The following is a 23,285-nucleotide window of genomic DNA, read 5'->3' on the forward strand; positions in this document are numbered from 1 at the left end:
AGGCTAACGCCAAAAATACCTATTTTATAATTAGGGCTTGCGGAAAAAGTTGTTAGTGACGATTAGGAGTCAGGAGTTAGGAGGAAGAGGAGGAGGATTTAGAATCATCTAGAATCTGAAAAAGTGTTTGAGTTTTCATGGTATCACAGCTTATCTCCTGCATCTTATCCACCTTGAATAACCCTTGAACTATTGATTTATCCAGGTTTGAAGTTTATTGAGCAAGCCCTAATTAACCAGTTTCTCAAACATTCTGACTCCTGACTCCTGAAATCTTACGCAGAATCTAATTTTTAGTTTATGACTTTCTATCTGTCAACTTCTTGTTTGTAACTGATACTTCCCATTGATAAAATATTATTTTTGACTATTGTTGATGGGATAAATCTAATAAATTAGCTAACTTATAAACTATTCTTGCTCCTACATTACCATCCCATTCAGCATCCCCAACTTCACAAATATCAAAACCGATAATTTTCCTACCGCTATTAACTAATTCTCTAAACAAACAATAAGTTTGCTCTAATTCTAATCCACCAGGAACTGGAGTACCAGTATTTGGGCAGAGTTTAGGATCTAATCCATCCACATCAAAGCTGATATAAACATTTTCAGGTAAATTATTGATAATTTCTTGACATATATCAATCCAATTCATGCCGGAATATAATTTCTGTTTAATGGCTTGATCATAATAAGCAGTAATCCGACCATTAGATTCCTGAATTATATCTACTTCATCTTGACAAATATCTCTGATAGCCACTTGTACTAAGTTAGAAATTTGTGGAATCTTTATGGCATTGAACATGATAGATGCATGAGAAAATTCAAATCCCTCATAAGCATCTCGTAAATCAGCGTGTGCATCTATGTGGAGAATGCCATAGTTTTCATATTTGGTAGCTAATGCTTGAAAATAACCCAAAGGTAAACTGTGATCACCTCCAATTACAGCCACTTTTTTACCCTGATTCATCGCGGCTTGACACTGGGTAAACAGCCATTGATTTATCTGTTCACCAGCTTGATTAATTGCTGTGAGTACAGGAGTTAAATCTGGTGTTTCTGTTAGTGCTTTACCTTCGGCTTGTCGTTGCATAACTTTGGCTGCTTCTTGACGATAGTAATTATTTTTCTCCAAAATATCTTTGGGAATTTCTTCGAGAAAAATCCCCTGTTTCCAACCGTCAGGATGATCAAAATCAAATAAATCTATTTGATAGGAAGCATCTAAAATTCGTTGTGGTCCGTTTGCTGTTCCTGCACCGTAGGAAACGGTAACTTCCCAAGGTACAGCAAAAATAATCAAGTTTGCTGAGTTATAATCATCAGGTAAACCCAGGATATTACCATTGATTTCAGCTATACCATTGGGGTTGTAGTCTTGGTTGTGATTATTCATCGCTGAGATTTCGGGTCTATATCAGCAGACAAAATCTGCTTTGTCTTTATCTTCATAATTGTAGCATTATAGACCAGTAAAATACATTTTAAAAAAAGGTTTGGTTTACTGCCAAACCTCTATAATTGCTGTGCTTAACAACGTACTAAATTAATTTAGTTCTAGTCTGCTTACAGATCATCTTCCTAAAGGATGTATCCAAATGTCCTAACAACTGATACAGCCTTACTTGGTTAAAACTTTCAATCAAGTCAATTAGGTCCAACATTTTCGTATAAATCTAATTCAGTAAATATCTTAGGCATAAAAAAGGCTTGGACTAGATCCAAGCCTTGGTATATACCAGGTGTTTACCATATATAGTTAATTTAATCCCTATTTAATTAATGTTCATCTTCCTATAAGATGTGTACAAATTTTTTAAAAGCTGCTAATGATTCACATTTTTATGAAGACATAGTTCAACAAGTTGATCATTAATATACTCGGTAAACTTCTAACAAGCATTTCTACTACTGAATTAGGAAATGAGAAAATACCCTGAAATAAGTCCAGGGTAAGAAATATTTTCAGGTATTAATAAATAGAATATTACTCTTAATAAGGAGATATTTCCACTATCTACAGCATAATAATTTTATGCATTTATGTTCCAAGTATTTTTTACATGAAAATCTGAGATTAATTTGATGATACTGGTAAATATTGGAGGTGATTAATTTACTTTCCCAGTAAGTTTAGTTTGATATTAGTAATAAAAAAGGCTTGGTTGTTAGCCAAACCCAGACATATACCAAGTGTTTACCATATCTAACTAATTTAGACTTGCTTAGATTTCAATTCATCTACCTGTAGGATGTATACAAAGATGAGTGAATCTGTTATTGATTACCCTAACTAATATCTAAATCGCTAGAAAGATTATACCGTATTTATTTTGAATTTTGTTGGTGCAACTCTTCTGAAAGAAGCATTTTTAATTCGGGGCGGTACTAGGAGTATCTGAAATTAAACAGACTGAAAATAAAGACTTGGTGCAATACCAAGCCTTAACTGGAAGTATAATATAGTACCATACATTAGCTAATTTGTTAGAGAGATTAATCAGCCTATAGGAAGAATACAAAATTTTCCAACTAATATGTCTATGTAATTTTATAGATAATAAAAAAGGTTTAGCACTGTGCTAAACCTCCATAGGAAGCAGTTATTCGACACACCAGAATTAATTTAATTCTCCTCTTTTTTATAGTCATCTTCCTATAGGTATCTATCCAAGAATCCCTTAATATGATAGTTTTTCAAGAAATAGGAGTTTGGGATAAGTCTACTATCAAAAGATAGATTAGGAATTTAATGTATTAGTTCCTAAAGCTATACTATAACTAGTACCGCAATGAATTCAAAATGCTTCTTTCAGAAGAGCTGCGCCAACAAAATTCAAAATGAATATGGTCTGAGCGTTTCAGAGATTTGGAATGGTTGGTTTATTTACGCCATGTTGTACTAAGTAGGTGGGCGGAAAAATTTATAACTATGTCATGGTAAATGCAGCAAAGCGGAGTCAAGCAATCCCAAGGGTTTCAAGTAATTTACATTTTGTTCTATAGTTATGTTTATTTGTGTCTACCTACTTAGGTTGAAAAATAGGTAAGGATTCAGGTGGTGGGATATTCACAAGTGTGATAGGTGAGGCAGAATATAGCAGTTATGGAAAAGAGGCTGCCACCAAAACTAGACAGAGAGATATTGAAGCAGTTGGGAACAGAGCAACTGGTAGAAATCATTATTGACTAGGCCAAAAGTATAGAGAACCTAAGAAATAGAGTACTAGAACTGGAAAAGGAAATAGAGAAACTCAAAGTCAGTAGAGATTTAGAGACCATAACATGATCCACACCACCCTTGGGAGACATCCTCAAAAAAACCGAGAACAAACAAGAAGAGAAACCAGAAGAAAACCAGACACAAATTTCCCCAAAGGAAACCAAGAGGACAACCAGGGCATAGGGGAAAAAGTAGAAAGGGGTTTGGTGGAGTAGATAGAATAGATTTGAGATAGTAGGACGGCAAGTGTATGGATGGTGAGGTGAGGGGCAATTGTTTGGCGAACCAATAAAAATCCAAACACAACAAGTAGTGGAGTTGGTGGACAGGCCAATGGAAGTGGATTTGCAGTGTGTGTGCGGAAACACAAAGGGCACACTGGTCACAAGAGATAGTACCGGGACAAGATATAGGAATCACAGGACAAGCTTTTTTGGGATGGATCAATAACTAGGGCCATTGACCCTATGAAAAAGAATACTTCTTGTTGTGGGAACTGGGTCAAATAGAAATTGGACTGGGAACATTAGTAGGTACCAATGAAGGAATAGATGGTCCAGTGGCTCAAAGTATTCATAGCCTCAAACAGTGGATAAAACAAACCCAGCCTCATATCCTTGGGGATGAAACACCCTGGGTAGTCAAAGGGGTGAAACAATGGTTATGGATTTTTGCCAATAGTAACTTCCCTTGATTTCATGGGTCCTGATACTCCTTGTCCTAGCGAATTAGAATCCATTGTGGGTTCAAGTTACTCTGGTGTACTCAGTTCTGATGACTTTACTACCTATAACGGTTATGCGGTCACAGCTCAACAGAAATGTCAGGCATATCTACCCTACCCCGTCACTTCAAGACACTAATCAAGATTCCTGGCTTAAAACCCAGCTTCCGCACCCTAACTGTCACAGATAGTAGTACACAATAACTAAAACTCCTTGAAGGAAGAAAAGGGTTAATAAGAATAAGTATCATGAAAATGGCAATAGAGTGAGAGAATAAAGTTTTGTAAATAAGATAAAAGAAAAGAAAATTTAATGATTTAAAAATTAAATTAGAACAGAAGAAGAAATGATTGAATCACAACAGGAGTTGTGGATAATTATGTTGTGAAATCAAAGCTTCAAAAAATGGAAATCCAAAACCTAGACCATTGAGGCATAGTAGCAGGAATAATAGACGCCATAGGAGTAGTAGAAATAACCGTTGGAATTGGAGAGAAAGTAAGTCCGTGTCATGTAGTAAAAGCCATGATAATAAACGGGTTAGGATTTGTATAAAAACCCTTATATATGTTTCCCCAAGATTTTGAAACAATCCCCTGTGACCATCTAATAGGACCAGGAGTAAAACCAGAATATCTCAAGGACGATAAACTGGGGAGAGTCATGGATAAACTATTTATAAAAGGATTGGATAGAATATTTTTTATTGTCGCCTTAAAAGCAGCCCAAAAATTTGGAGTATCCCTATGAGCATGGCATCTAGACTCATCATAAATGGACGTATATGGGCAATATAATACCAGCTTACCAGAAGTGATATTTGAGAGTCAAAAAGTAGGAAATAATCAAGAACTAGAAGAATTAGCAGTAAAATCACCAAAAGAAATAACCATTACCTACGGTTATTCTGGTGACCATAGACCGGAGTTAAAACAGTTCATCATAGAAATGATATGTTCAGGAGATGGAGACATACCAATATATATTTTTAAAACTAGCATCGGGAAACCAAGCAGATTCATCATGCTTTGGTAAAATAGCAGTAGAGTACCAACAACAATTAAAAGTTAACAGTCTCATAGTAGCAGACTGGGCCTTATATACAGAATCAAATCTAAAAATGATGAATGATGTCATATTTAAGCTGGTTATGTCCAGTGCCATTAAGCATAAAATCAGCACAATGATTAATATCAACATTACCAGAACCAGAATTTGTTGATAGTAATTTACCCGGATATAAACTAGCTTCAAAAACAGTAAATTATCCAGGAATATAACAAAGATGGTTAGTAGTGCAAAGTCAATAAAGAAGAGAATCAGACCTGGGTAAACTCTCACAAAAAATTACCAAGGCACAATCAAAAGCTGTGCAAGATTTCAAAAAGTTATCACCAGAGAAATTTGCTTGTGAAGGTGATGCTATCAAGGGGTTATCTAAACTATTCAAACAATTCAAATATCACCAAATTAACCAGAGTAAAGTTACTCAAATCAAATCTAAGAAAAAAGATAGTTCAGGAGAGATATCCTCTGAAATATCAGCTACAGTCTCCCAGAATGAAAGTAAAATTAATACAGAATTTCTGAGGGCATGGCCTTTTATTATTGGTACAAACCTTTTGGATTCCAATGAACTTACCCATGACTCCATCTTGAGTGAATATAAAGCTCAATAGTCTTGCCAGAGAGGGTTTGCTTTTCTCAAAGACCCATTATTTTTTGCAGACAGTATTTTCCTAAAAAGTCCAGAGAGAATAGAGTCCCTGGGAATGATTATGGGTTTATGAGGGAGGGCTGATGATATGGAGGTTGACCAATGAGGCTCTGATGGTAAAGTCATTGTAAAAGTAGAAGAAGAAAGTCCCAAAAAGTGTGAAACTCAAGCCCACAATCACGATTACTGACCACGTTGCACAGATGGAAGATCCAAGAGTAGAGGGGAGGAAACGACACAAGTTAATTGACATTCTTACCATTGGAATTTGTGCAGTAATTTGTGGAGCAGATAGTTGGGTGGCAATTGAACTGTATGGCTGCACAAAATATGAGTGGTTAAAAACCTTTTTAGAACTAGGAAATGGGCTCCGGTCCCAGGACACATTTGGAAGGGTATTTGCACAATTGAATCCGCAACAATTTCAAAATTGTTTTTTGAACTGGATGAAATCAGTACATAAGATAAGGGATGGTGAAGTTGTGGCAATTGACGGGAAAACTTTATGTAGTTCTCATGGTAAAAATAGTGACTAGAGTGCAATCCAAATGGTAAGTGCATGGGCAACTACAAATAAATTAGTGTTGGGACAGGTGAAGGTGCATGAGAAATCAAATGAAATTACAGCAATTCCCGAATTATTAAAGGTTTTAGAATTAGCTGGATGTATTGTCAGGATTGATGCCATCGGGTGTCACAAAGACATAGTAAAGTTAATTACGCAAGAAAATGCAGATTATGTAATTACTTTAAAAAAGAACCAAGGTAATCTGTATGAGTCAGTAGAACAGCTATTTAAGTCAGGGATAAGTACAGGTTTTCAAGAGCTTCAACATAGCACATATAAACCCGAAGAAACAGGGCATGGTCTTCATGAAATCCGCAATTATGTGATGTTACCTGGAATTGGGTTTCAGCTTGACCCTGATTCAGTTTGGTCAAATCTAAAAAGTGTTGGGATGCTAGAACCTATCGGATAAGTGGATGATAAAACAACAGTAGAGACTCGTTATTTTATTAGTAGTCTTGAGTCAAATGGAGAATAATTGGCTAATTCTGTCCGCAGCCATTGGGCAATAGAAAATTCATTGCATTGGGTATTAGATGTAGCTTTAAAACAAGATGACTGCCGGATTAGGAAAGATAATGCTCCACAAAACTTTGCAGTAATGCGGCAGATAGCAGTCAATCTTTTGGGTAAAGAGAACCCCGTGAAGCGGGGGATAAAAAATAAACAGTTTTTGGCAGAAATGGATAATAACTCTTGAGAAAGAGTTTTAGCTTTAGCCTCAACTAACTTGTCAACAATTTACTTAATATTTTCTTCTGCTTATTTTTACAGATAAGTTTACTTATTTATGGATGAATAGTTAGCTCATTTATCCTTAGCTAAGAGTTATTCAATTGGAGATAAGCTAATTCAGCACTTAATAAAAAAGTGATTGATTGTGTTTATATATCCATCAAGCTTTGCACTTAATATAGATGATTTTAAAGTCCTCATTAGTTTTTATTAGGAAATAAGGTGCTTTTCCCCTGATCTGTTGACTCCTCTGGGCCGTGTTCTTTCTTATTGCTCCTTATTGAGAATAGCTTTTGATGCTATTTTTGGTGCTTTACTGTTTCTCCAATGCCTTTTTTCACTGCAGCATATGTTTGTTCTTATGCTCCCTTGGATTGTTTCTCTCCGTAATTTCTCTCTGTGGCACTTTATGGTGCCGAATGTGGGTTAAATCACCAAGAAATTGGCACAAAATCCATCGACCTCATAGATGAAGGTTTTAAAAACTACCCTTTATTCCAACAAACCCAAAACCTTCATAAATTCTTGACTTGGCCATCCTAGTTTCAACCAAAAGTTGAATCTTCCATTCATTCATTGATCAAGCCCCAGGGGAACCTGGTAAACTTTTACCTTCCTTAGGCAATAGACCTTGATCATAATTTAGCTGAATTAAGGTTAGGTTTAGCACTGACACAACGAAAAGTCTGTGGTAGTTCTCTTTCTCGAGAGCTATTCCAACATACTGCGAATTTATTGACGGTTATACCAACTTGTCGCCGTCAAGCACTTTCTCTAATTGAGTTTTTTGACCAACCTATCAAGGCCATAGTTGACTCTGCTTTCTATACAGCTTCTTTAATCCCTCTTCCTTAGACCTGAATCCTTACGATTATAGCGACTATGTTTGAGAGTAAAACCACTTTGACTTGTGATTTCTCCTATATTTTTTTCCAACTGCTGGATAGGTAAGGTTTTCCTGGTCAAAAAGAGCCAATTCCCTCATGTAAACATTGAGCATCAGAAGGGTCTAAGCTACTTTCAACTGATACTGTATAACCCACAGGTGCTTCAAAAATATACCAGTCTATGGCATCAATATTAAGTTCGGTTTCTGGTATGGTGGCTGGTTGTTTAGCTCTGCAATCGGCAAATGCTGTTACACTATAATCAGTCCATACCCAGAGTAAATTTTGTGCTACTTTTGTCGGATAGGTAGTAACTTAAGACACACACTTTATATAATAAGCAGTTTCTTCCCCTTGATTACCAGCTAACATGGGAATTTTCTTACATTTTCGCTCATTATTAAAACACCAACCATAATGTCTACACATAAGATTCCCATCTGCATTAATTCTTTTTTCCCAAAGATATACGTGCTAATTTATGAGGACAACCATCATTCATCCATCACCACCAAGTTTTGATTGTTATCTCTCCAAATTACTACCTTTTTACCCAGTAGATTGACAGGAGTAGGTTCAGCAGGATCTAAATAGCTGATGGGACTAAGAGGATACCATTGCTGAGTCCAAGAAAATTCATGTTCCATAATTCTCAGAATCCGACCTCTTGTTAATATTGTGTTAAACTATACCTTTCTTTAACAATCTTAACAGATATACTATCTAGCAACTCTTATGTCTTTAGCCAAACAGATTCTTTCCCAACTTCCAGGTGATGTTTTAGGCAGTTTACGTCGCACAGATAGCATTTTAACATCTCTGCGAACCGATAAACGAATCATCCCCAATGTGGTGAGAGAAAATCCACAACCTTTAGAATCTGTAGACTGGGATGTAATTATCTGCGGTGGAACATTGGGAATTTTAGTGGGTTGCGCTTTAGCTGTGCGGGGTGTGCGTGTTGCGTTGCTAGAAAGGGGAATTTTGCGCGGGAGAGAACAGGAATGGAATATTTCCCACAAAGAATTAGAAGTTTTTCGAGAATTAGACTTGTTGACAGAAACAGAATTAGCCAGAACTATAGTCACCGAATATAATCCCGCACGAGTCAGCTTTCAAGGTGGTACAGAAGTTTGGGTAGAGGATGTTCTCAATATTGGTGTAGATCCCATTTATCTATTAGAAACCTTAAAAACTCGCTTCCTAGCTGCTGGAGGGAAGTTATTTGAAAACACACCTTTTAGGAATATAATCGTCCATTGTAATGGGGTCAAAGTCAATAATCAATTAACCGGGAAATTGTTGCTGGATGCAATGGGAAATCTTTCTCCCATCAGTCAACAAGCCCGTCAAGGTAAAAAACCAGATGCACTTTGTTTAGTTGTGGGAAGTTGTGCGGAAGGTTTTCCGAAAAACGACTCAGGCGACTTGTTGTTATCTTTCACGGCTTTGCAAAATCAATGCCAATACTTTTGGGAAGCTTTTCCTGCTAAGGACGGGAGAACAACTTATTTATTTACCTATATGGATCCACATCCACAACGCTTGAGTTTAGAAAATTTATTTGAGGAATATTTACGCCTATTACCACAATATCAAGGCGTGGAAATTAATCAACTCAAGTTTAAACGGGCGTTGTTTGGTTTCTTTCCCAGCTATCGCCAAAGTCCTCTCCAAACTCCTTGGAATCGGATTTTACCAGTGGGAGATAGTAGCGGTAATCAATCACCATTAAGTTTTGGTGGTTTTGGGGCTATGGTTCGTCATTTACAAAGGTTAACATTTGGTATTAATGAAGCATTAAAAACTGAACAATTATCTGCTCAATCTTTAGTACTGCTGCAGCCTTATCAACCGAGTTTGAGTGTAACTTGGTTATTTCAGAAGGCTATGAGTGTGGGTGTAAATCAACAAATTCCGCCTGCACAAATTAACCAACTTCTTTCGGCTGTGTTTGAGGAAATGCAGAAACTGGGAACACCTGTTTTAAAACCATTTTTACAAGATGTTGTTCAGTTTGGGGCGTTAACAAGAACTTTGTTAAAAACTGGTTTATCTCAGCCGCTATTAGTTGCCAAAATCTTCCCCCAAATCGGTTTAATTAGTTTACTAGATTGGATGTTACATTACGTTAATTTAGGTATATATACTGCCTTGTTTTCTCTCAATCCCATGTTAGAAATAGTAGTTAATAATTTACCAATTCAACAACAATATTATTGGCATCGTTGGTTTGATAGTTGGAAGTTTGGTTCTGGTAGTGATTACTCTGAATAGTATCTGAGGATAAAATATCTGAGGATAAAATAATTGAACGTAGTTATGGTGGGGTAAAATACTGTGCAGTATTGATTTCATTACTACGAGAACGTCAAGTATTTATAGAGGAAGTTCGCCAAGGTGTGAGATTACAAAATTATTTCCCTCTTGGTTTGTAGTTCTCTATTTATCGCTATGTACGACGGAATTATAGGTGCATATCATAGCTGTATGTAAGCTTTATCTTCTCCTGTCAAATTACCAGCTCTCTATCTAATTACTCTATTGATCTGTCTACCGACTTTGTTATTTGCTAATGTGATTTTTGGTTGAAAGCGCACTTTTGGAGAGTATTTTGCTTTGGTGCTGACAGCAGTTTCAGTCACTAGCGTACTCTTATTTAGCTTTGCACCAGTTACTTTGTTTTTTTGATGACGACTAAATAATTACCAATTTCTAATTTTACTCAATGTCATTATTTGTTCATTGACTGGATTTATTGCTGTTTCTTCTTTATATAATGCGACTCATCTGGTATTAGAAGAGGAAGATGAAGGTACTAAAAGTCGCAATAAAATTATCCGAGCTTGGTTATTCCTTTATGCTTTTGTGGGTAGTCAGTTAGGATAGACACTTAGACATTTTTTTGGTGGCCCAGATTCTGTATTTCAACTGTTCCGAGAAAAAGAAAGTAAAACGTAAGGATTCAGGTGGTGGGGTATTGACAAGTGTGATAGGTGAGGCAGAATATAGCAGTTATGGAAAAGAGGCTGCCACCAAAACTAGACAGAGAGATATTGAAGCAGTTGGGAACAGAGCAACTGGTAGAAATCATTATTGACCAGGGGAAAAGTATAGAGAACTTAACAAATAGAGTAGTAGAACTGGAAAAAGAAATAGAGAAACTCAAAGTCAGTAGAGATTTAGAGACCATAACATTATCCACACCACCATCGGGAGACATCCTCAAGAAAACGGAGGACAAACAAGAAGAGAAACCAGAAGAAAACCAGATACGAAAACGGAAACCAGGAGCACAACCAGGGCATAGGGGAAAAAGGAGAAAGGTGTTTGGTGGAGTAGATAGAATAGATTTGAGATAGTGGGATGGCAAGTGTGTGGATGGTGAGGTCAGGGGGAATTGTTTGGCGAACCAATAAAAATCCAAACACAACCACTAGGGGAGTTGGTGGACAGGACAATCCAAATAGTAGAATATGAAAGATATACCTGGATTTGCAGTGTGTGTGGGGAAACACAAAGGGCACACTAGTCACCAGAGATAGTACTGGGACAAGATATAGGAATCACAGGACAAGCTTTTTTGGGATGGCTCAATAACTAGGGCCATTGACCCTATGAAAAACAACACTTGTTGTTGTGGGAAGTGGGTCAAATAGAAATTGGAGTGGGAATATTTAGTAGCTACCAATGAAGGAATAGATGGTCCAGTGGCTCAAAGTGAGGATGTCTCCCGATGGTGGTGTGGATAATGTTGATGGTCTCTAAATCTCTACTAACTTTGAGTTTCTCTATTTCTTTTTCCAGTTCTACTACTCTATTTGTTAAGTTCTCTATACTTTTCCCCTGGTCAATAATGATTTCTACCAGTTGCTCTGTTCCCAACTGCTTCAATATCTCTCTGTCTAGTTTTGGTGGCAGCCTCTTTTCCATAACTGCTATATTCTGCCTCTCCTATCACACTTGTTAATACCCCAGCACCTGAATCCTTACTAACATCACACAAGGATATTCTCGTGACCATCATCCAGACTTAAAACAATGTATCTTAGATTTACTAGTAAGTAGTGACGGAGATATACCCTTATTTTTTAGAGGAGCATTAGGAAATGAATCAGATAAAGCAGTATTTCCTCAAATTTTGGTGTAGTATGACAAACAAATAGATTTTGAAAGTATAATGGTGGCTGATAGTACATTATATAGCGAAATATAGCGAAAGTAATTTAAAATTAATGTCGAACATGAAATGGATAAGTTGAGTACCTTTATCCATTAAAAAAGCCAAAAACTTGGTCAAAGCATTTAACAGTACAGAACTGAAACCAGTTGAAATCAAAGGATATAGCTATAAAGAAGAAAAAGTATCTTATGGGGGAATAGAGCAAAGATGGCTATTAGTAGAAAGTGCAGACAGAAAAAAAGCAGACTTAAAGAAATTAACCCAAAGCATTCAAGAGAACTTTCTAACAATCAGGAAACAAGTAGGTAGATTAGTCTAAGGAGGATTTGAACAGACATCCTTAGCCGAATTAAAAATTAAAGAACTGGCAGCAGAATTAAAATATCACAAAATATCGGACTTAGAAATTACCGAGAGGTTAAATAAATGACAAACAGTACTTTATCAAGTAAGAGTTAAACTAATAGGAAGTCAGGAGTTAATCACCCAACTTCATAACTTTTGTGGTCGATTTATTTTAGCAAAAAATATTTTAGAGCCAAGCAAATTAGAAACCATAGAAATATTGAGAATATATAAAGAACAGCAATCAACAGAAAGAGGACTTAGATTTATCAAAGACCTGTTATTTTTCACCCATAGTCTTCTTGTAAAAAATCCAGAAAGAGTAGTAGAGACAATAATGATGTTAATGGCATTGTGTCTTTTGGTTTATAATCTGGGACAAAGGCAACTAAGAATATAGTTAAAGACGCAAAAAGCTACAGTTAAACATCAACTGAATAAACCTACATAATCCCCTACTTTACGTTCCATATTTCAGCGACAGTGCCTTGGGCTGCTTCCCTGACTTGTTAGGGAAGCTCCTCTGAAAGAGGCAGCAACTGGCGTATGTTTTCAAGGGATTCATTTTCTCATTATACAAGGAGTTCATAGGATTCTGAACTTGACAGAGGAAGGTTGTCGAATTTCCCAATTCCTACCTACAGCTTGTCAAAAGTATTATTTATTTTCTTAGTTTTCAAATCTCTAATTCACTATTGCATAGTCTTGTATTTTCATAAGTGATTGAAAAATTCCAATTCAACATTGTTGTCTAACTAGCCTTTCCTACACAATAAGAGAGCTGCAACTTTAACGTGCATAACTTATATTTTTATGGCTACTAGATTTTTAAAAACTCTAGTTCTAAATTACCTATTCATGTAGTTTATTTATGCTAGTTATTGAAGTGCGGAATGTGGGTTGACTACCAAGTAACAATCGACAGTCGGTAGAGATTCTAACTCATTCATATCAGTAACGACTTTTCGTAAATGCTCACTGAAATAGATAACTTCATAAATTAGGGCGCGAAAGTAGAGGAACAACCCACCTTGAAAACGAGCAAATAGAAATAAATACTAAGCCCCAACCAGAAACCAGTCAAACAACCTGACTGGTTTTTTTATGCCTCGTCAAGAGCAACAGACGTGAAACCATTCCAAATCGCATCCATATCAGGATGATGCTTGACCCAGTCACGGGACTCCCACCTAAAATCCAGCCGATTAGTGTAGAGCAACTGCACCGCCCGTCCCTCATTTATCATCCCACAGCTATAAGTCGTAAAAACCAGATTCCTTAGCTCATCAACAGGAACCTGATGATTCTTACCCAGCCGCTCCTTCTCCAACTGCAGCGCCTCAAGCAACCCCTTACTGTTTTCCATAATTAGCAAAATTAGTTAGCAAAATTAGTTAGCAAAATTAGCGATCACACCCTAAATTTTAACGGCAATGGCTGGACTCGAAGCAGCACGGAAAATGTCGGCACTGAGCGCAAATCCCTCTAGAAAGGATTATTCGCAGCTTTTCAACAGTTATTATCCCGATCCTCACATGACACTCTTGTTAGCGGCTACTATTTCGCCACATTGCCAACACTTTTATAGCACACACCCCATCAAAACTAAAATCAGAAAGAGCCACTTATTGGCTAATCAAACTATGTGAAGCATTCATCAAATTATCTGACGCCTATGCGAGAAAGTTAATCAAAATTAAGTGTCGCACGCCTTTCCCCGTCCAGAACCCCAAAACCCTTTCATCCGAATACTTCCCACCACTTCCCCGCAAGTCCTGCGATTCAGTATATCTGTCATCCTAGTAGTCTGCCAAGGCAATTTTGCTGGGTTAAATGCTCGGATATAAACGCTGCATTTTTTTACGTGCATCCTTGGTTTTAAAACCCCAATAAACACTGGGTTTTTGTTGATTACGCTGTGACTCCCAAGTAGCAATTTCAGAAGATAATATTTCTACATTAGGAATATGTCTTTCTAAGCATTGGCGAGATAAAACTGATAATTCAATTTCTACTTGATTCAACCAAGAAGCGTGTTTAGGAGTATAGTGAAACCCTAATTATTGAATAATGTGGCGTGCTTCTTGTGGAGAAAAAACTTCATATAAAACACTTGGAGTATGAATGTTTAGGTTATCAACAAGTAAAGGTATCACATCAGATTGGGGTTAATAAACATCTACTAAATCTTTTAATTGTTTAGCGAAATCAGCTTTTGTCCGACTTTGTGTAACTTAAATATGCCTCCACCCGGCTATTGGTTCAAAAAAGGCAAATAAATTTACAACACCATTGCGTTTATACTCACAATCATAACCTTCAGGCTGATGTGGTTCTGGTGGCAAAGGAAGTCTTACTTCTTCTACTAATTGATATGGGCGTTCATCTAGGCAGAGTGTAGGTTTTTTCGGATCATATGGCTCATTGTACAAATCCAAAACATCTTCCATTCTGAACACATACTCTGGGTTAACTTCGGGAATACACCACTGTTCTTTTAACCACGGTTTAATTTCATTTTTTTTAGAGTTTGGTGTATTGTTTCGTCTGAGATTCAATCTATGATACCAACCTTCACTAAATGCTCCGCTAATAATTGCATTGTCCAACGCACTCTTCCTTCTGGCGGATTAGAACAAGCAGTCGCAATCAAAAATGCTTCTTGTTTTTCATCTAATTTTTTGGGTTTTGGTGGATTTTCCCCATCCTTTAAAGCAAACTCTAATCCACCAATCACAAACTTTTCTCTTGTCCTTTCCACCGTGGTAACATGAACTCGAACTGCAGCAGCGCCGTGTCCGTTTCTCCCTCAGATGCCATTCAAAGAATGTTTGCACGGGTTATACTTCTTGCTTTGTGCTTTCCTTTTTTGAGGATTGCTTGCAGTTGTAAAACTTCCTCTTCGCTTAAATCTACAACATACTTTTTTGCCATGGTCAACCCCTTTTTTGACTAGTTTATCAATTAGAGGGGCTTACCCAGCAACATTGCCTTGGTGGACTACTAGATCGAATTGGAGCGAAAGGACATTGACATTAGTATTAGGTGTGATAGAAGTATACGGTGTTCCCGCAGCGGTGGAAGCAGCAGACGCAATATGTAAAGCTACCAGCATCACATTTGTAGGTTATGAAAACACAGATTTAGGCATAATTACCATAATTCGTGGTGATATTGGTGAAGTGAATATGTCAGTAAATGAAGGATTAGAATCAGTCAGGACTTAGGCAAGTGGCACAGGCGATGGGTGAAATATAGTATATCGGTATTAAATAAATCGGATACCGAAAGCTTTATCAACCCATAAGAAGTAGCTGCAACAGGAAACATTATTGAAATATTCATGAGAAAATAGGTAGGAGATTGTATTAGATAAATGTTGCTAACGGTAATGAGATTTACTAAACTTGATTACTGCCAATACTTATGAAGTAGTCAAATTAATTATACAATCACTAATTTAGCAGAGCATTTAGAAAGTATTAGCCATGATGCAATTAACTATTATTTAAAAACCGAAAAGTTAACATCTCGTTTACTATGGGATAAGGTGAAAGAGGTAGTAGAACCTGATGGTAATGGGTACATCATATTTTTTGATGATAGTGTTTTAGACAAAAGATATTCTGAAGAAATAGAGATGGTGAGGAGACAATATAGTGGTAATGAACATGGCATACTCCAAGGAATTGGTGTAGTCAGTTGTGTATATGTGAATGCTAAAGTTCAAAGATTTGGGGTAATAGATTACCGCATTTTTAATGCTGATGTGGATGGTAAAACCAAGATAGACCATGTGAAAGATATGCTGCAAAACCTGGTGTATCATCAGCTTTTCCCCTTTGATACGGTTTTGATGGACACATGGTATGCAGTAAAGAGTTTCATGCTGTATATTGATAATTTAGACAAAATTTATTATTGCCCTTATTTATTATTGCCCTTAAAAAAAAATCGGTTAGTTGATGATACATTTGCCAAGGAAAAATATAAACCTATTGAATTATGAGAATGGAGTACTGAAGAGTTAGAATGTGGTAAAATTATAAAAATTAAAGGGTTTGCCGCTCAGAAAAAAGTGAAACTATTCCGGGTTGCTGTTTCTACCAACAGAACGGATTATGTCGCTACTAAGGATTTATCTCAAAGTTCTACGAATGTTGTAGAAGAGGTGTGTAAAGTTCGTTGGGAAATCGAGGAGTTTCACCGAGAGATTAAACAAATAAGTGGCATTGGATATTGTCAATGTCGTAAAGCTAGGCTTCAAAGAAATCATATTGCTTCTGCAATGTTGGTTTGGATTCGATTAAAGAATTTAGCCTATCAAACTGGTCAAACTGTTTATCAAATCAAGCATAGATTCCTTTCTAATTATTTAATTCAGCAACTAAAACGCCCAAGTCTTCCTATGTGCTTGGTTTGAGTTCAATTGTTCCGTGCCAGGGCTACATCCCGCCCGCTATTTGTGCCAGTTGCGTAAGTCCTGTCAGTTTTAAAAGTTAATGGCCGTGAAATAATTTCCCATCATATTATTCCCAGTCCCCATAAAAATTTAGAATATATTTTACCAATTCATGAAACCGCCAATATTGCCCAATTTAATACTGACATTCGCTTTCCTCCTCCATTAAGTAATTGAAAATTAATATGACTTGTAACCTAGTAGTACAGCATGGCAGAAATAAATTACCCATTCCAAGTCTCTGAAAAGCTTACACTGTATTCATTTTGAATTGTGTTGTAGCGTCTCCGAAGGAGAGATTTTGTTAGGGTAGCTCTTCTGAAAGAAGCATTTTGAATTCACAGCGGTACTAGTACCGCAAGGCGAAAGGTCACCATTCAGCTAATGCCTAACGGTACACTATGCGAAGACCAGTCAGATCTTTCAGGCTAACGCCAAAAATACCTATTTGATAGGTAACCAATTTCTCAAACATTCTGACTCCTATAAAACGTTTAGGAGCCCCAATTGTTCAAATATATTACTCTGTCTGTAAAGGCGACAGGCGGATTCGAACCGCCGGATGGAGGTTTTGCAGACCTCTGCCTTACCACTTGGCTATGTCGCCGCACTCACAATAACTAATAATAACAGAATTTAGCCCAGATTGCATGGTTCAGAAGAAAATTTCTTTAAGGATGGATTGTCTTGAATAACTGGACAGCCAAGAAGGCTATCCTGGGGTGATTTGGGATTAGGGACTTAATTTCACTTCGTCGGCAAAATTATCCCAACGGACAAAGTAAAATGGTCCAGCGACAGAACCCCAAATATGATCATCGGTTTCGGGATTACGTCCTCTGTCACGGCTGATGAATTTCTCACCGTCAATTTCAAAATCGCTATCTAAATAGGTGGTCTGTCTGTTGCGGACAACTATACAACCTTTACCTGGTTCGACTGTGCCTTTGAAGTGGCTACCAGCCCACTCTACAATCATATTGCAACCGGAGAGTTTTTCTAAGTGATCGCTCGTTAACTTATGCAGACGTTCTAAGTCACGGGATGCACCGTAAAAGTCTTTTTCGTCTTTGACAGTATAGTTTTCAATATGGATTTTATTTCCTGCTGTCATTAACTTTAACACCCGTAACCGGTAGGGGTCATTGAGCATATAGTCATAAGCTTGTTCTACAAACAAACTCACCCCTGATAGCAGTAAGTAAGGTAGGGGACGCATACACACACGAATATGGGCAAAAAAAGCCGGATTCTCAAAAACTTGGGCTTGATTACTAAAATCAGCCGCCATCCAACGGGCTAAGGTGGCAATATCTGTAGAATGAGTCATAGCAATTTTGGATTTTGGATTTTGGTTTTGGTACACAGGCTTAAAACCATCTGATATTTATTGGCTCATTTTAAACCTTGACGTATCAACCCATCTGGAGAATTCAAAAAAGTATAACTTACGCAAGTGTCAGACGCAATGTCTATTTTTAAGGTGCGTCAGTTGTCAAAAATCTGTTTATCCTAACTAATTTACAGGTCTGAGACACCCTACTAATATGCCACTTGCGTAAATCCTGAAAAGGTCAATATTTCACATTCCAAAATCTCAGATCCAACATGGTATTGACCACAACGCCCAGCAACATAATCACGAGTACGGTTATCCAGAGGATTAAGAAAAATTTGCTCTGTAGCGCCAAATCCTACCAATTGGCAAAAGAGAGGACCGAAAATTTACAAATGACTCTTTGTCTGTCTTTCCATAGTGGTAAGATGAGGAAAGAGCCAAGGAAAGAATCAGGGTTGGAAATAGTTACGGATAGTTCGTATCCATGAAGGTGTTGATGACGAATTCATAACTGACCTCATATCCATAACATTGATGAAATGGGCAAAATTAATGAAGTAATTCCTAATGTGACTAAACCACAAATAGTAAGAATTACTTGTGAGTAAATTGGGGAATTCAGGGGAAATCTTTATTGAGGTAGCGGGAGTATTTTTACAAGTCTAACGAGTTAAAGATAACAGATTACTGTAAAGAATACGACAACTTAGTTTCCGTAATTGCTCACCTCGTTCGATAAATAAATCAGTATTCTGGAAGAGACTTCCCAGAAGGTATAGGTCTAAAAGATGAGACTCCATCCCAACTATCAACAATAACAACTAATCCCTTTTTACCCTTAGCCTTGAGTTCAGTATTAGCACGTTCTAAGAGTTCTTGATTGATGGAAAGTAAAATATTTTCTGTCCGTGGTTTCAGATAGTCCCTTAACCGTCGTCCTAACTGAGGACCTTCTTTGGTTTTTGGCGTAATTTTCGCAACACCAACCGATAGTTCTGCTTCTACCCCCACATATATCGGTTTTTTCAGAAAATCCACCACCTCAGTAAACAATTTTGCAAAATAGTCGGATTTGAGGCTGATTTTCATTGCTTCCAGACTTTCACTCACTTGACCAGCAATGGCCAGAAGAATAGCGGTCACATCCACATCAGCCATTTCCAGGACACGAGTAGACTCAAAATATACTACCTGAAATTATTGCTTCTCCAATTCTGGTTTCAGACGTAACAAATCCTTAGATTTCCCACACACAACCCAGGCGTCCTGTAAATAACTGACAGGTGGGAAGATCCGGTGAAATATTGCTGATATCTTGTAGCAAGTCCTCAGTAATTTTGCTATGCCACACTGAAGCAAAATCAAGATAGTACAATAGTAGGGACGATTCGCAGCATTTTCAATCATTAGCGGTTTGCTCGGATTACAAGCCTGATAAAATCATTCTAAATCTAGCAGCATAATTAAAAAATGAGTTCAGGAATTTAGACGTTCAGGAGTTGAGGAATTCAGAATTTTATAAAAATTGATTCCCAGATCAACTCCACCATCCATCAAACGAAAAGAGTTGGCAGCACTAACCATACAATTTATGATAAATCTTCAAAAGAGCCATTAAGTATTTATACATCAGGCAAGTTTTGAAAATATTCTTGAAACGCTTTATATAAATTTATTTTTCGTGCTGATTATTATATGAATAATATAGCATAGTTTTCCCGCAGTTTTACTCCTTAAGAATAAATGATTTCCTTATACAATTCAGAACTTACACCAAAACTCTCTGAAACCCTCTTTTCTTCTTATCTTAATATCTACGAAATGCTTCGCAAATGTGCATTCGTGGATAGTTTTGCTAAAAATTGTTTCCCATTCTTCGGTAGTATGGCTAATACAGTAAGTGTTTCACAATCCAAAGTTTTTCGACAGAGGCTTCGCCAAACGTGCAAAATTCAAAATCCAAGATTGTATAAGTTATGACTACTTCCCCAGTTACTGTTAATTGGTCTATTCTGCTACAACAATTATTAGACCGTCAATCATTATCCCGTACTCAAGCAGCAGAGTTGATGCAAGGATGGATCAATGAAGCCGTCCCTCCAGAATTATCAGGGGCAATTTTAATAGCCTTGAATTTCAAAGGCCTTTCTGCTGAAGAGTTGACAGGAATGGCAGAAGTTTTAAAATCTCTTTCCATACAAACAACAGAAGTCCAATCTCAAATTCCCCTGGTTGATACCTGTGGCACTGGTGGAGATGGGGCATCAACTTTTAATATTTCTACAGCAGTGGCTTTTGTGACTGCGGCTGCTGGTATACTTGTAGCTAAACATGGTAGTCGTTCTGCCTCTAGTTTGACCGGAAGTGCGGATGTTTTAGAAGCTTTAGGTGTTAACTTAAGTGCTACTAGTGACAAGGTGCAAGCAGCACTTAAAGAAGTGGGAATTACGTTTTTATTTTCCCCTGGTTGGCATCCAGCACTGAAAGCAGTTGCACCATTACGGAAAAATTTAAAGGTACGAACGGTATTTAATTTACTGGGTCCACTCGTAAATCCTTTGCGTCCCACTGGGCAAGTAATTGGAGTTTTTGATCCCAAGCTGATAGAAATAATTGCCCAAGCATTAAATCAGTTGGGAACACAGAAGGCGATCGTATTACATGGCAGAGAAAAATTAGATGAAGTGGGGTTAGGCGATATCACCGACTTGGCAGTATTAGCTGATGGTGAGGTGCTGTTAACCACCATTAATCCCCAAGAAGCAGGTGTGAAAAGCGCGCCTATCACAGCCTTAAAGGGTGGAAATGTTCAGGAGAATGCCAAAATTCTCAAGAAAGTGCTGCAAGGTAAGGGAACTCAGGCACAACAGGATGCAGTGGCGCTAAATGCTGCTTTGGCGTTGCAAGTAGCAGGTGTGATTCCCTTATTTAACCATGCTCAAGGCGTGAGTTTAGCTAGGGAAATTTTAGAAAGCGGTAGCCCTTGGAGAAAGTTGGAACAGTTAGTTGAATTCCTGCGGGATTAATTTCTGAGCGGGCTTGGAATCCTAATTCTACGACATTGCGCTTTATGGTAACGTCGTAGTTGCCAAAAAAGTGATGTCCTAGCAATCCTGTTTCTAATTCTGCACCTGCAATCGCCACGGGAACTTTATTAACCATCATTCCACCAACTTCCATTGACTCCAGATAGCCCACGGGGAATTCCACAGCTTTGGAACTAACAGTATTGGGTTTCGCTTTTCCCACCAACACCACACCCAAAGCACTGGCTATTTCTTGAGTAATCACCGTCCCACCAGCCCCCGTATCCACAATCATCTCAAATCGTTGCCGACCATTAAAAGTAACTTCCACAATTGTTGTACCACCAACTCGCCGTTGAATCGGGGCAATAAAGACCACGTTATTTTCAGCTACAACTTCCGAAGAAGGAAAAACAGGTTTTGGAGGTGGTAGTGGTTGTGTTTGTCTAGTGGGATAGGGAGTGCGTTGTAATTTAGGGGGTTTTGGTTGGGGAACAGCAACAACCACCTGTGGCGGTTTAGTAAATGGAGATACCAAATTACCGGGTTCAGCTTTTTGTCGTGCTAATTCAATTTGATCCTGGTATTCAGTAATTTGTCTTTGAGCAAACGGAAAATTCGGGCTGTCTGGTTGTACCTGTTCCATGAGAGAGATCGCATCCTGCAACTTAATTCACCACTAAATTCCAATCATCTGGAGATTGAGTAGATTGACTGATACTCGAACCACCAAGAGCTTTATCAAGAGCCAATTCCAAAGTACTTGGTCCAGTGACCAACTCCTTTTGTGCGGTTTTCGGCTTGCAGATGGTGTCCCTAGCTTCTTATTAGGCCGCTGTATCGCTGCCAAATTACCAACAGACACAGATTTATGATTACCAGCAGTATTACCAGTAGTCCATTTGTTCTCACCACAGGCAACACTCAAAACTGCTAGACTACCAGAGAGAAAAATTAGGGCTGCACGGGATAAAAAAGATTGAAGCATAGTGAATGTTTTAACCGCCCTGGCTGCTCTTTCCAAGAGTACCGCCCCCACCGAATTAAAGATGGTTCAGGTTTAATTATTTTAAAACCAAGATTTTCAGTAGGATACTTTTGTATTTTCCTATACAGGAATACTATTCTCTTGTATAGGATTGTATAATAGCTACAGGAAATTTCCTAATTCTCGATGAAAATATCAATATTGTTTCTGGCATTACCAGATATTACCTGTGAGGAATCATATCCTCTGAAAAGGAATTTAAGGTTGTCATTTTCTATAAGTAGAGGTATTATTACCTGTGTCTAGTGCAGTTCTAATTGATTTTGAGCAAATTTATCAAGTCAGGGGCAATAAAGTTAGTTTATCTCCAAGATTTGATGAATATGCTTCATATTTTAAACTAGCGTTTAGGGATATCAAGGCTGAGTCGAGCAGTTTTTCTTCTGAACAACGTGATGCATTAAGAGATTTCGCCTACTCTTGAATTGAGCCAACGAAAAAAGTTACAGGGTTTTCGGATATCCTTAAAGCAAAAACTTATTTTCTTTTTTTGAATCTTACCTCCCAAAGAGCATCTTATGTTTTTGTATTGATGCTATTGACTCCTTCATTGATACAATTGTTGATTGTATTGAGCAGTAATGATCCTGAATATCAGACTGTTTTATCTGATCCTTGAGAGGAATTGCATTTACATTACGAACGTATTCCAGAAGTAAAGCCGGAGGATAGTAGTGCCTGGTTGCGAAACATATTCGATCAGGCCATTGCAGAAGTTTGAGCTTAGTCTTGCTAGGCTTATTAAAACTCACTCACTACAAAAAACAAAAGAGCTAGAGAAAAATTTGAGATTTTGATACAAAAGTACAGAGAGACTCCTTGCCAAAAGATCCGTTTTTTGATGACTCAGATGGCGATAATTTTCCCAAAGGTACTGACAAACCAGATTTTGTATTTAGAAAAATTCGGTTTTTTATGCCGGAACTTCAAGGTGCTTCTTGTAGATAGAGGCCGATTTATGTATATTGTTCACCAAGCTTTTCCCTCTGTTTGTCCTGTATAGGGCTATACAGAC

The 23,285-nt window shown here is 37.6% G+C and carries 15 protein-coding genes, 1 tRNA gene and 7 pseudogenes; 14 read left to right on the top strand and 9 right to left on the bottom strand.

All coding sequences use genetic code 11. The features are described from left to right. Window positions 1-367: 367 nt before the first annotated feature. Window positions 368-1,408, bottom strand: coding sequence for an agmatinase SpeB (gene speB, locus AAZO_RS10705; protein WP_013191261.1), 1,041 nt, complete (start codon window positions 1,406-1,408; stop codon window positions 368-370). Window positions 1,409-3,719: 2,311 nt separating this feature from the next. Here speB and AAZO_RS26495 point away from each other — a divergent pair. From AAZO_RS26495 to AAZO_RS37905, 5 genes and pseudogenes are all read left to right on the top strand, one after another. Then, the gene (locus AAZO_RS26495) at window positions 3,720-3,929 is read left to right on the top strand and encodes a hypothetical protein (RefSeq protein WP_049790668.1); all 210 of its coding nucleotides are present in this window, start codon (window positions 3,720-3,722) and stop codon (window positions 3,927-3,929) included. A gap of 4 nt (window positions 3,930-3,933) precedes the next feature. Then, a complete protein-coding gene (locus AAZO_RS35280; protein ID WP_187289643.1) occupies window positions 3,934-4,098 on the top strand; it encodes a hypothetical protein in 165 nt (54 codons plus the stop codon). Between the two features lie 297 nt (window positions 4,099-4,395). Next, window positions 4,396-5,747, top strand: a pseudogene (locus AAZO_RS43685) (IS1634 family transposase); the annotation flags it as partial. 88 nt (window positions 5,748-5,835) lie between these two features. Continuing rightward, window positions 5,836-6,945 (top strand): annotated as a pseudogene (locus tag AAZO_RS10730) (ISAs1 family transposase). 252 nt (window positions 6,946-7,197) lie between these two features. Continuing rightward, window positions 7,198-7,410: a C4-dicarboxylate ABC transporter gene (locus AAZO_RS37905; RefSeq protein WP_081462759.1), complete on the top strand. Its 213-nt coding sequence runs from the start codon at window positions 7,198-7,200 to the stop codon at window positions 7,408-7,410. Between the two features lie 951 nt (window positions 7,411-8,361). On the opposite strand, the gene AAZO_RS35285 is transcribed toward AAZO_RS37905, so the two are convergent. After that, window positions 8,362-8,514 (bottom strand): Rieske 2Fe-2S domain-containing protein, encoded by a 153-nt coding sequence (locus tag AAZO_RS35285; RefSeq protein WP_187289644.1) that lies wholly within the window; start codon window positions 8,512-8,514, stop codon window positions 8,362-8,364. Window positions 8,515-8,602: 88 nt separating this feature from the next. Here AAZO_RS35285 and AAZO_RS10740 point away from each other — a divergent pair, with 88 nt between their 5' ends. The 3 genes and pseudogenes from AAZO_RS10740 to AAZO_RS10750 all read left to right on the top strand — a co-directional run bounded on the left by AAZO_RS10740 (window position 8,603) and on the right by AAZO_RS10750 (window position 11,229). After that, entirely contained in the window at window positions 8,603-10,144 is a 1,542-nt protein-coding gene (locus AAZO_RS10740) for an FAD-dependent oxidoreductase (protein WP_013191263.1), read from the top strand. 29 nt (window positions 10,145-10,173) lie between these two features. Beyond that, a pseudogene (locus AAZO_RS10745) lies at window positions 10,174-10,828 on the top strand (actin-binding WH2 domain-containing protein). A 56-nt stretch (window positions 10,829-10,884) separates the two neighbouring features. After that, window positions 10,885-11,229, top strand: a complete 345-nt coding sequence (locus AAZO_RS10750) for a hypothetical protein (RefSeq protein ID WP_013191264.1) — start codon at window positions 10,885-10,887, stop codon at window positions 11,227-11,229. A gap of 322 nt (window positions 11,230-11,551) precedes the next feature. On the opposite strand, the gene AAZO_RS10755 is transcribed toward AAZO_RS10750, so the two are convergent. Next, window positions 11,552-11,800: a hypothetical protein gene (locus tag AAZO_RS10755; RefSeq protein ID WP_013191265.1), complete on the bottom strand. Its 249-nt coding sequence runs from the start codon at window positions 11,798-11,800 to the stop codon at window positions 11,552-11,554. A 64-nt stretch (window positions 11,801-11,864) separates the two neighbouring features. On the opposite strand from AAZO_RS10755, the pseudogene AAZO_RS43690 reads away from it, so the two are divergent. Then, window positions 11,865-13,068: pseudogene (locus AAZO_RS43690) on the top strand (IS1634 family transposase); the annotation flags it as partial. Between the two features lie 429 nt (window positions 13,069-13,497). Here AAZO_RS43690 and AAZO_RS10765 read toward each other — a convergent pair. Together AAZO_RS10765 and AAZO_RS43695 are read right to left on the bottom strand one after the other, a co-directional pair. After that, complete coding sequence (locus AAZO_RS10765; protein WP_013191266.1) at window positions 13,498-13,761, bottom strand: hypothetical protein; 264 nt, start codon at window positions 13,759-13,761, stop codon at window positions 13,498-13,500. A 463-nt stretch (window positions 13,762-14,224) separates the two neighbouring features. Continuing rightward, window positions 14,225-15,329 (bottom strand): annotated as a pseudogene (locus tag AAZO_RS43695) (IS630 family transposase). A 95-nt stretch (window positions 15,330-15,424) separates the two neighbouring features. On the opposite strand from AAZO_RS43695, the gene AAZO_RS10780 reads away from it, so the two are divergent. Next, complete coding sequence (locus AAZO_RS10780; protein WP_013191267.1) at window positions 15,425-15,622, top strand: BMC domain-containing protein; 198 nt, start codon at window positions 15,425-15,427, stop codon at window positions 15,620-15,622. A gap of 212 nt (window positions 15,623-15,834) precedes the next feature. After that, a pseudogene (locus AAZO_RS29920) lies at window positions 15,835-16,818 on the top strand (IS701 family transposase). Between the two features lie 574 nt (window positions 16,819-17,392). On the opposite strand, the gene AAZO_RS10790 reads toward AAZO_RS29920, so the two are convergent. From AAZO_RS10790 to AAZO_RS10800, 3 genes and pseudogenes are all read right to left on the bottom strand, one after another. Then, a tRNA-Cys gene (locus AAZO_RS10790) sits at window positions 17,393-17,464 on the bottom strand. Window positions 17,465-17,590: 126 nt separating this feature from the next. Then, window positions 17,591-18,187 carry a chromophore lyase CpcT/CpeT gene (locus tag AAZO_RS10795; RefSeq protein WP_013191268.1) on the bottom strand — a complete coding sequence of 199 codons (597 nt, stop codon included), beginning with the start codon at window positions 18,185-18,187 and terminating at the stop codon, window positions 17,591-17,593. 677 nt (window positions 18,188-18,864) lie between these two features. Beyond that, a pseudogene (locus AAZO_RS10800) lies at window positions 18,865-19,603 on the bottom strand (ATP-binding protein); the annotation flags it as partial. Window positions 19,604-20,172: 569 nt separating this feature from the next. Here AAZO_RS10800 and trpD point away from each other — a divergent pair. Further along, window positions 20,173-21,222 carry an anthranilate phosphoribosyltransferase gene (gene trpD / locus AAZO_RS10805; protein ID WP_013191269.1) on the top strand — a complete coding sequence of 350 codons (1,050 nt, stop codon included), beginning with the start codon at window positions 20,173-20,175 and terminating at the stop codon, window positions 21,220-21,222. On the opposite strand, the gene AAZO_RS10810 is transcribed toward trpD, so the two are convergent. Further along, a complete protein-coding gene (locus AAZO_RS10810; protein WP_338027125.1) occupies window positions 21,152-21,868 on the bottom strand; it encodes a retropepsin-like aspartic protease family protein in 717 nt (238 codons plus the stop codon). The genes trpD and AAZO_RS10810 overlap by 71 nt on opposite strands. Window positions 21,869-22,508: 640 nt before the next feature. Between AAZO_RS10810 and AAZO_RS37925 the strand changes: the two genes are divergently transcribed. Both AAZO_RS37925 and AAZO_RS41310 read left to right on the top strand, forming a co-directional pair. Continuing rightward, complete coding sequence (locus tag AAZO_RS37925) at window positions 22,509-22,694, top strand: hypothetical protein (protein ID WP_013191270.1); 186 nt, start codon at window positions 22,509-22,511, stop codon at window positions 22,692-22,694. Window positions 22,695-23,089: 395 nt separating this feature from the next. After that, window positions 23,090-23,218 carry a hypothetical protein gene (locus AAZO_RS41310; protein WP_266889042.1) on the top strand — a complete coding sequence of 43 codons (129 nt, stop codon included), beginning with the start codon at window positions 23,090-23,092 and terminating at the stop codon, window positions 23,216-23,218. Window positions 23,219-23,285 lie beyond the last annotated feature (67 nt).

The organism is 'Nostoc azollae' 0708 (genome assembly GCF_000196515.1).
Taxonomy (GTDB): Bacteria; Cyanobacteriota; Cyanobacteriia; order Cyanobacteriales; family Nostocaceae; genus Trichormus_B; species Trichormus_B azollae.

Coding starts and splice junctions, on each gene's coding strand:
- AAZO_RS10795 (WP_013191268.1), bottom strand. CDS start 18,187: ATGACTCATTCTACAGATATTGCCACCTTAGCCCGTTGGATGGCGGCT.
- AAZO_RS10750 (WP_013191264.1), top strand. CDS start 10,885: ATGGAAAAGAGGCTGCCACCAAAACTAGACAGAGAGATATTGAAGCAG.
- AAZO_RS10765 (WP_013191266.1), bottom strand. CDS start 13,761: ATGGAAAACAGTAAGGGGTTGCTTGAGGCGCTGCAGTTGGAGAAGGAG.
- AAZO_RS10740 (WP_013191263.1), top strand. CDS start 8,603: ATGTCTTTAGCCAAACAGATTCTTTCCCAACTTCCAGGTGATGTTTTA.
- AAZO_RS35280 (WP_187289643.1), top strand. CDS start 3,934: ATGGGTCCTGATACTCCTTGTCCTAGCGAATTAGAATCCATTGTGGGT.
- AAZO_RS10810 (WP_338027125.1), bottom strand. CDS start 21,868: ATGGAACAGGTACAACCAGACAGCCCGAATTTTCCGTTTGCTCAAAGA.
- AAZO_RS10755 (WP_013191265.1), bottom strand. CDS start 11,800: ATGGAAAAGAGGCTGCCACCAAAACTAGACAGAGAGATATTGAAGCAG.
- AAZO_RS35285 (WP_187289644.1), bottom strand. CDS start 8,514: ATGGAACATGAATTTTCTTGGACTCAGCAATGGTATCCTCTTAGTCCC.
- trpD (WP_013191269.1), top strand. CDS start 20,173: ATGACTACTTCCCCAGTTACTGTTAATTGGTCTATTCTGCTACAACAA.
- speB (WP_013191261.1), bottom strand. CDS start 1,408: ATGAATAATCACAACCAAGACTACAACCCCAATGGTATAGCTGAAATC.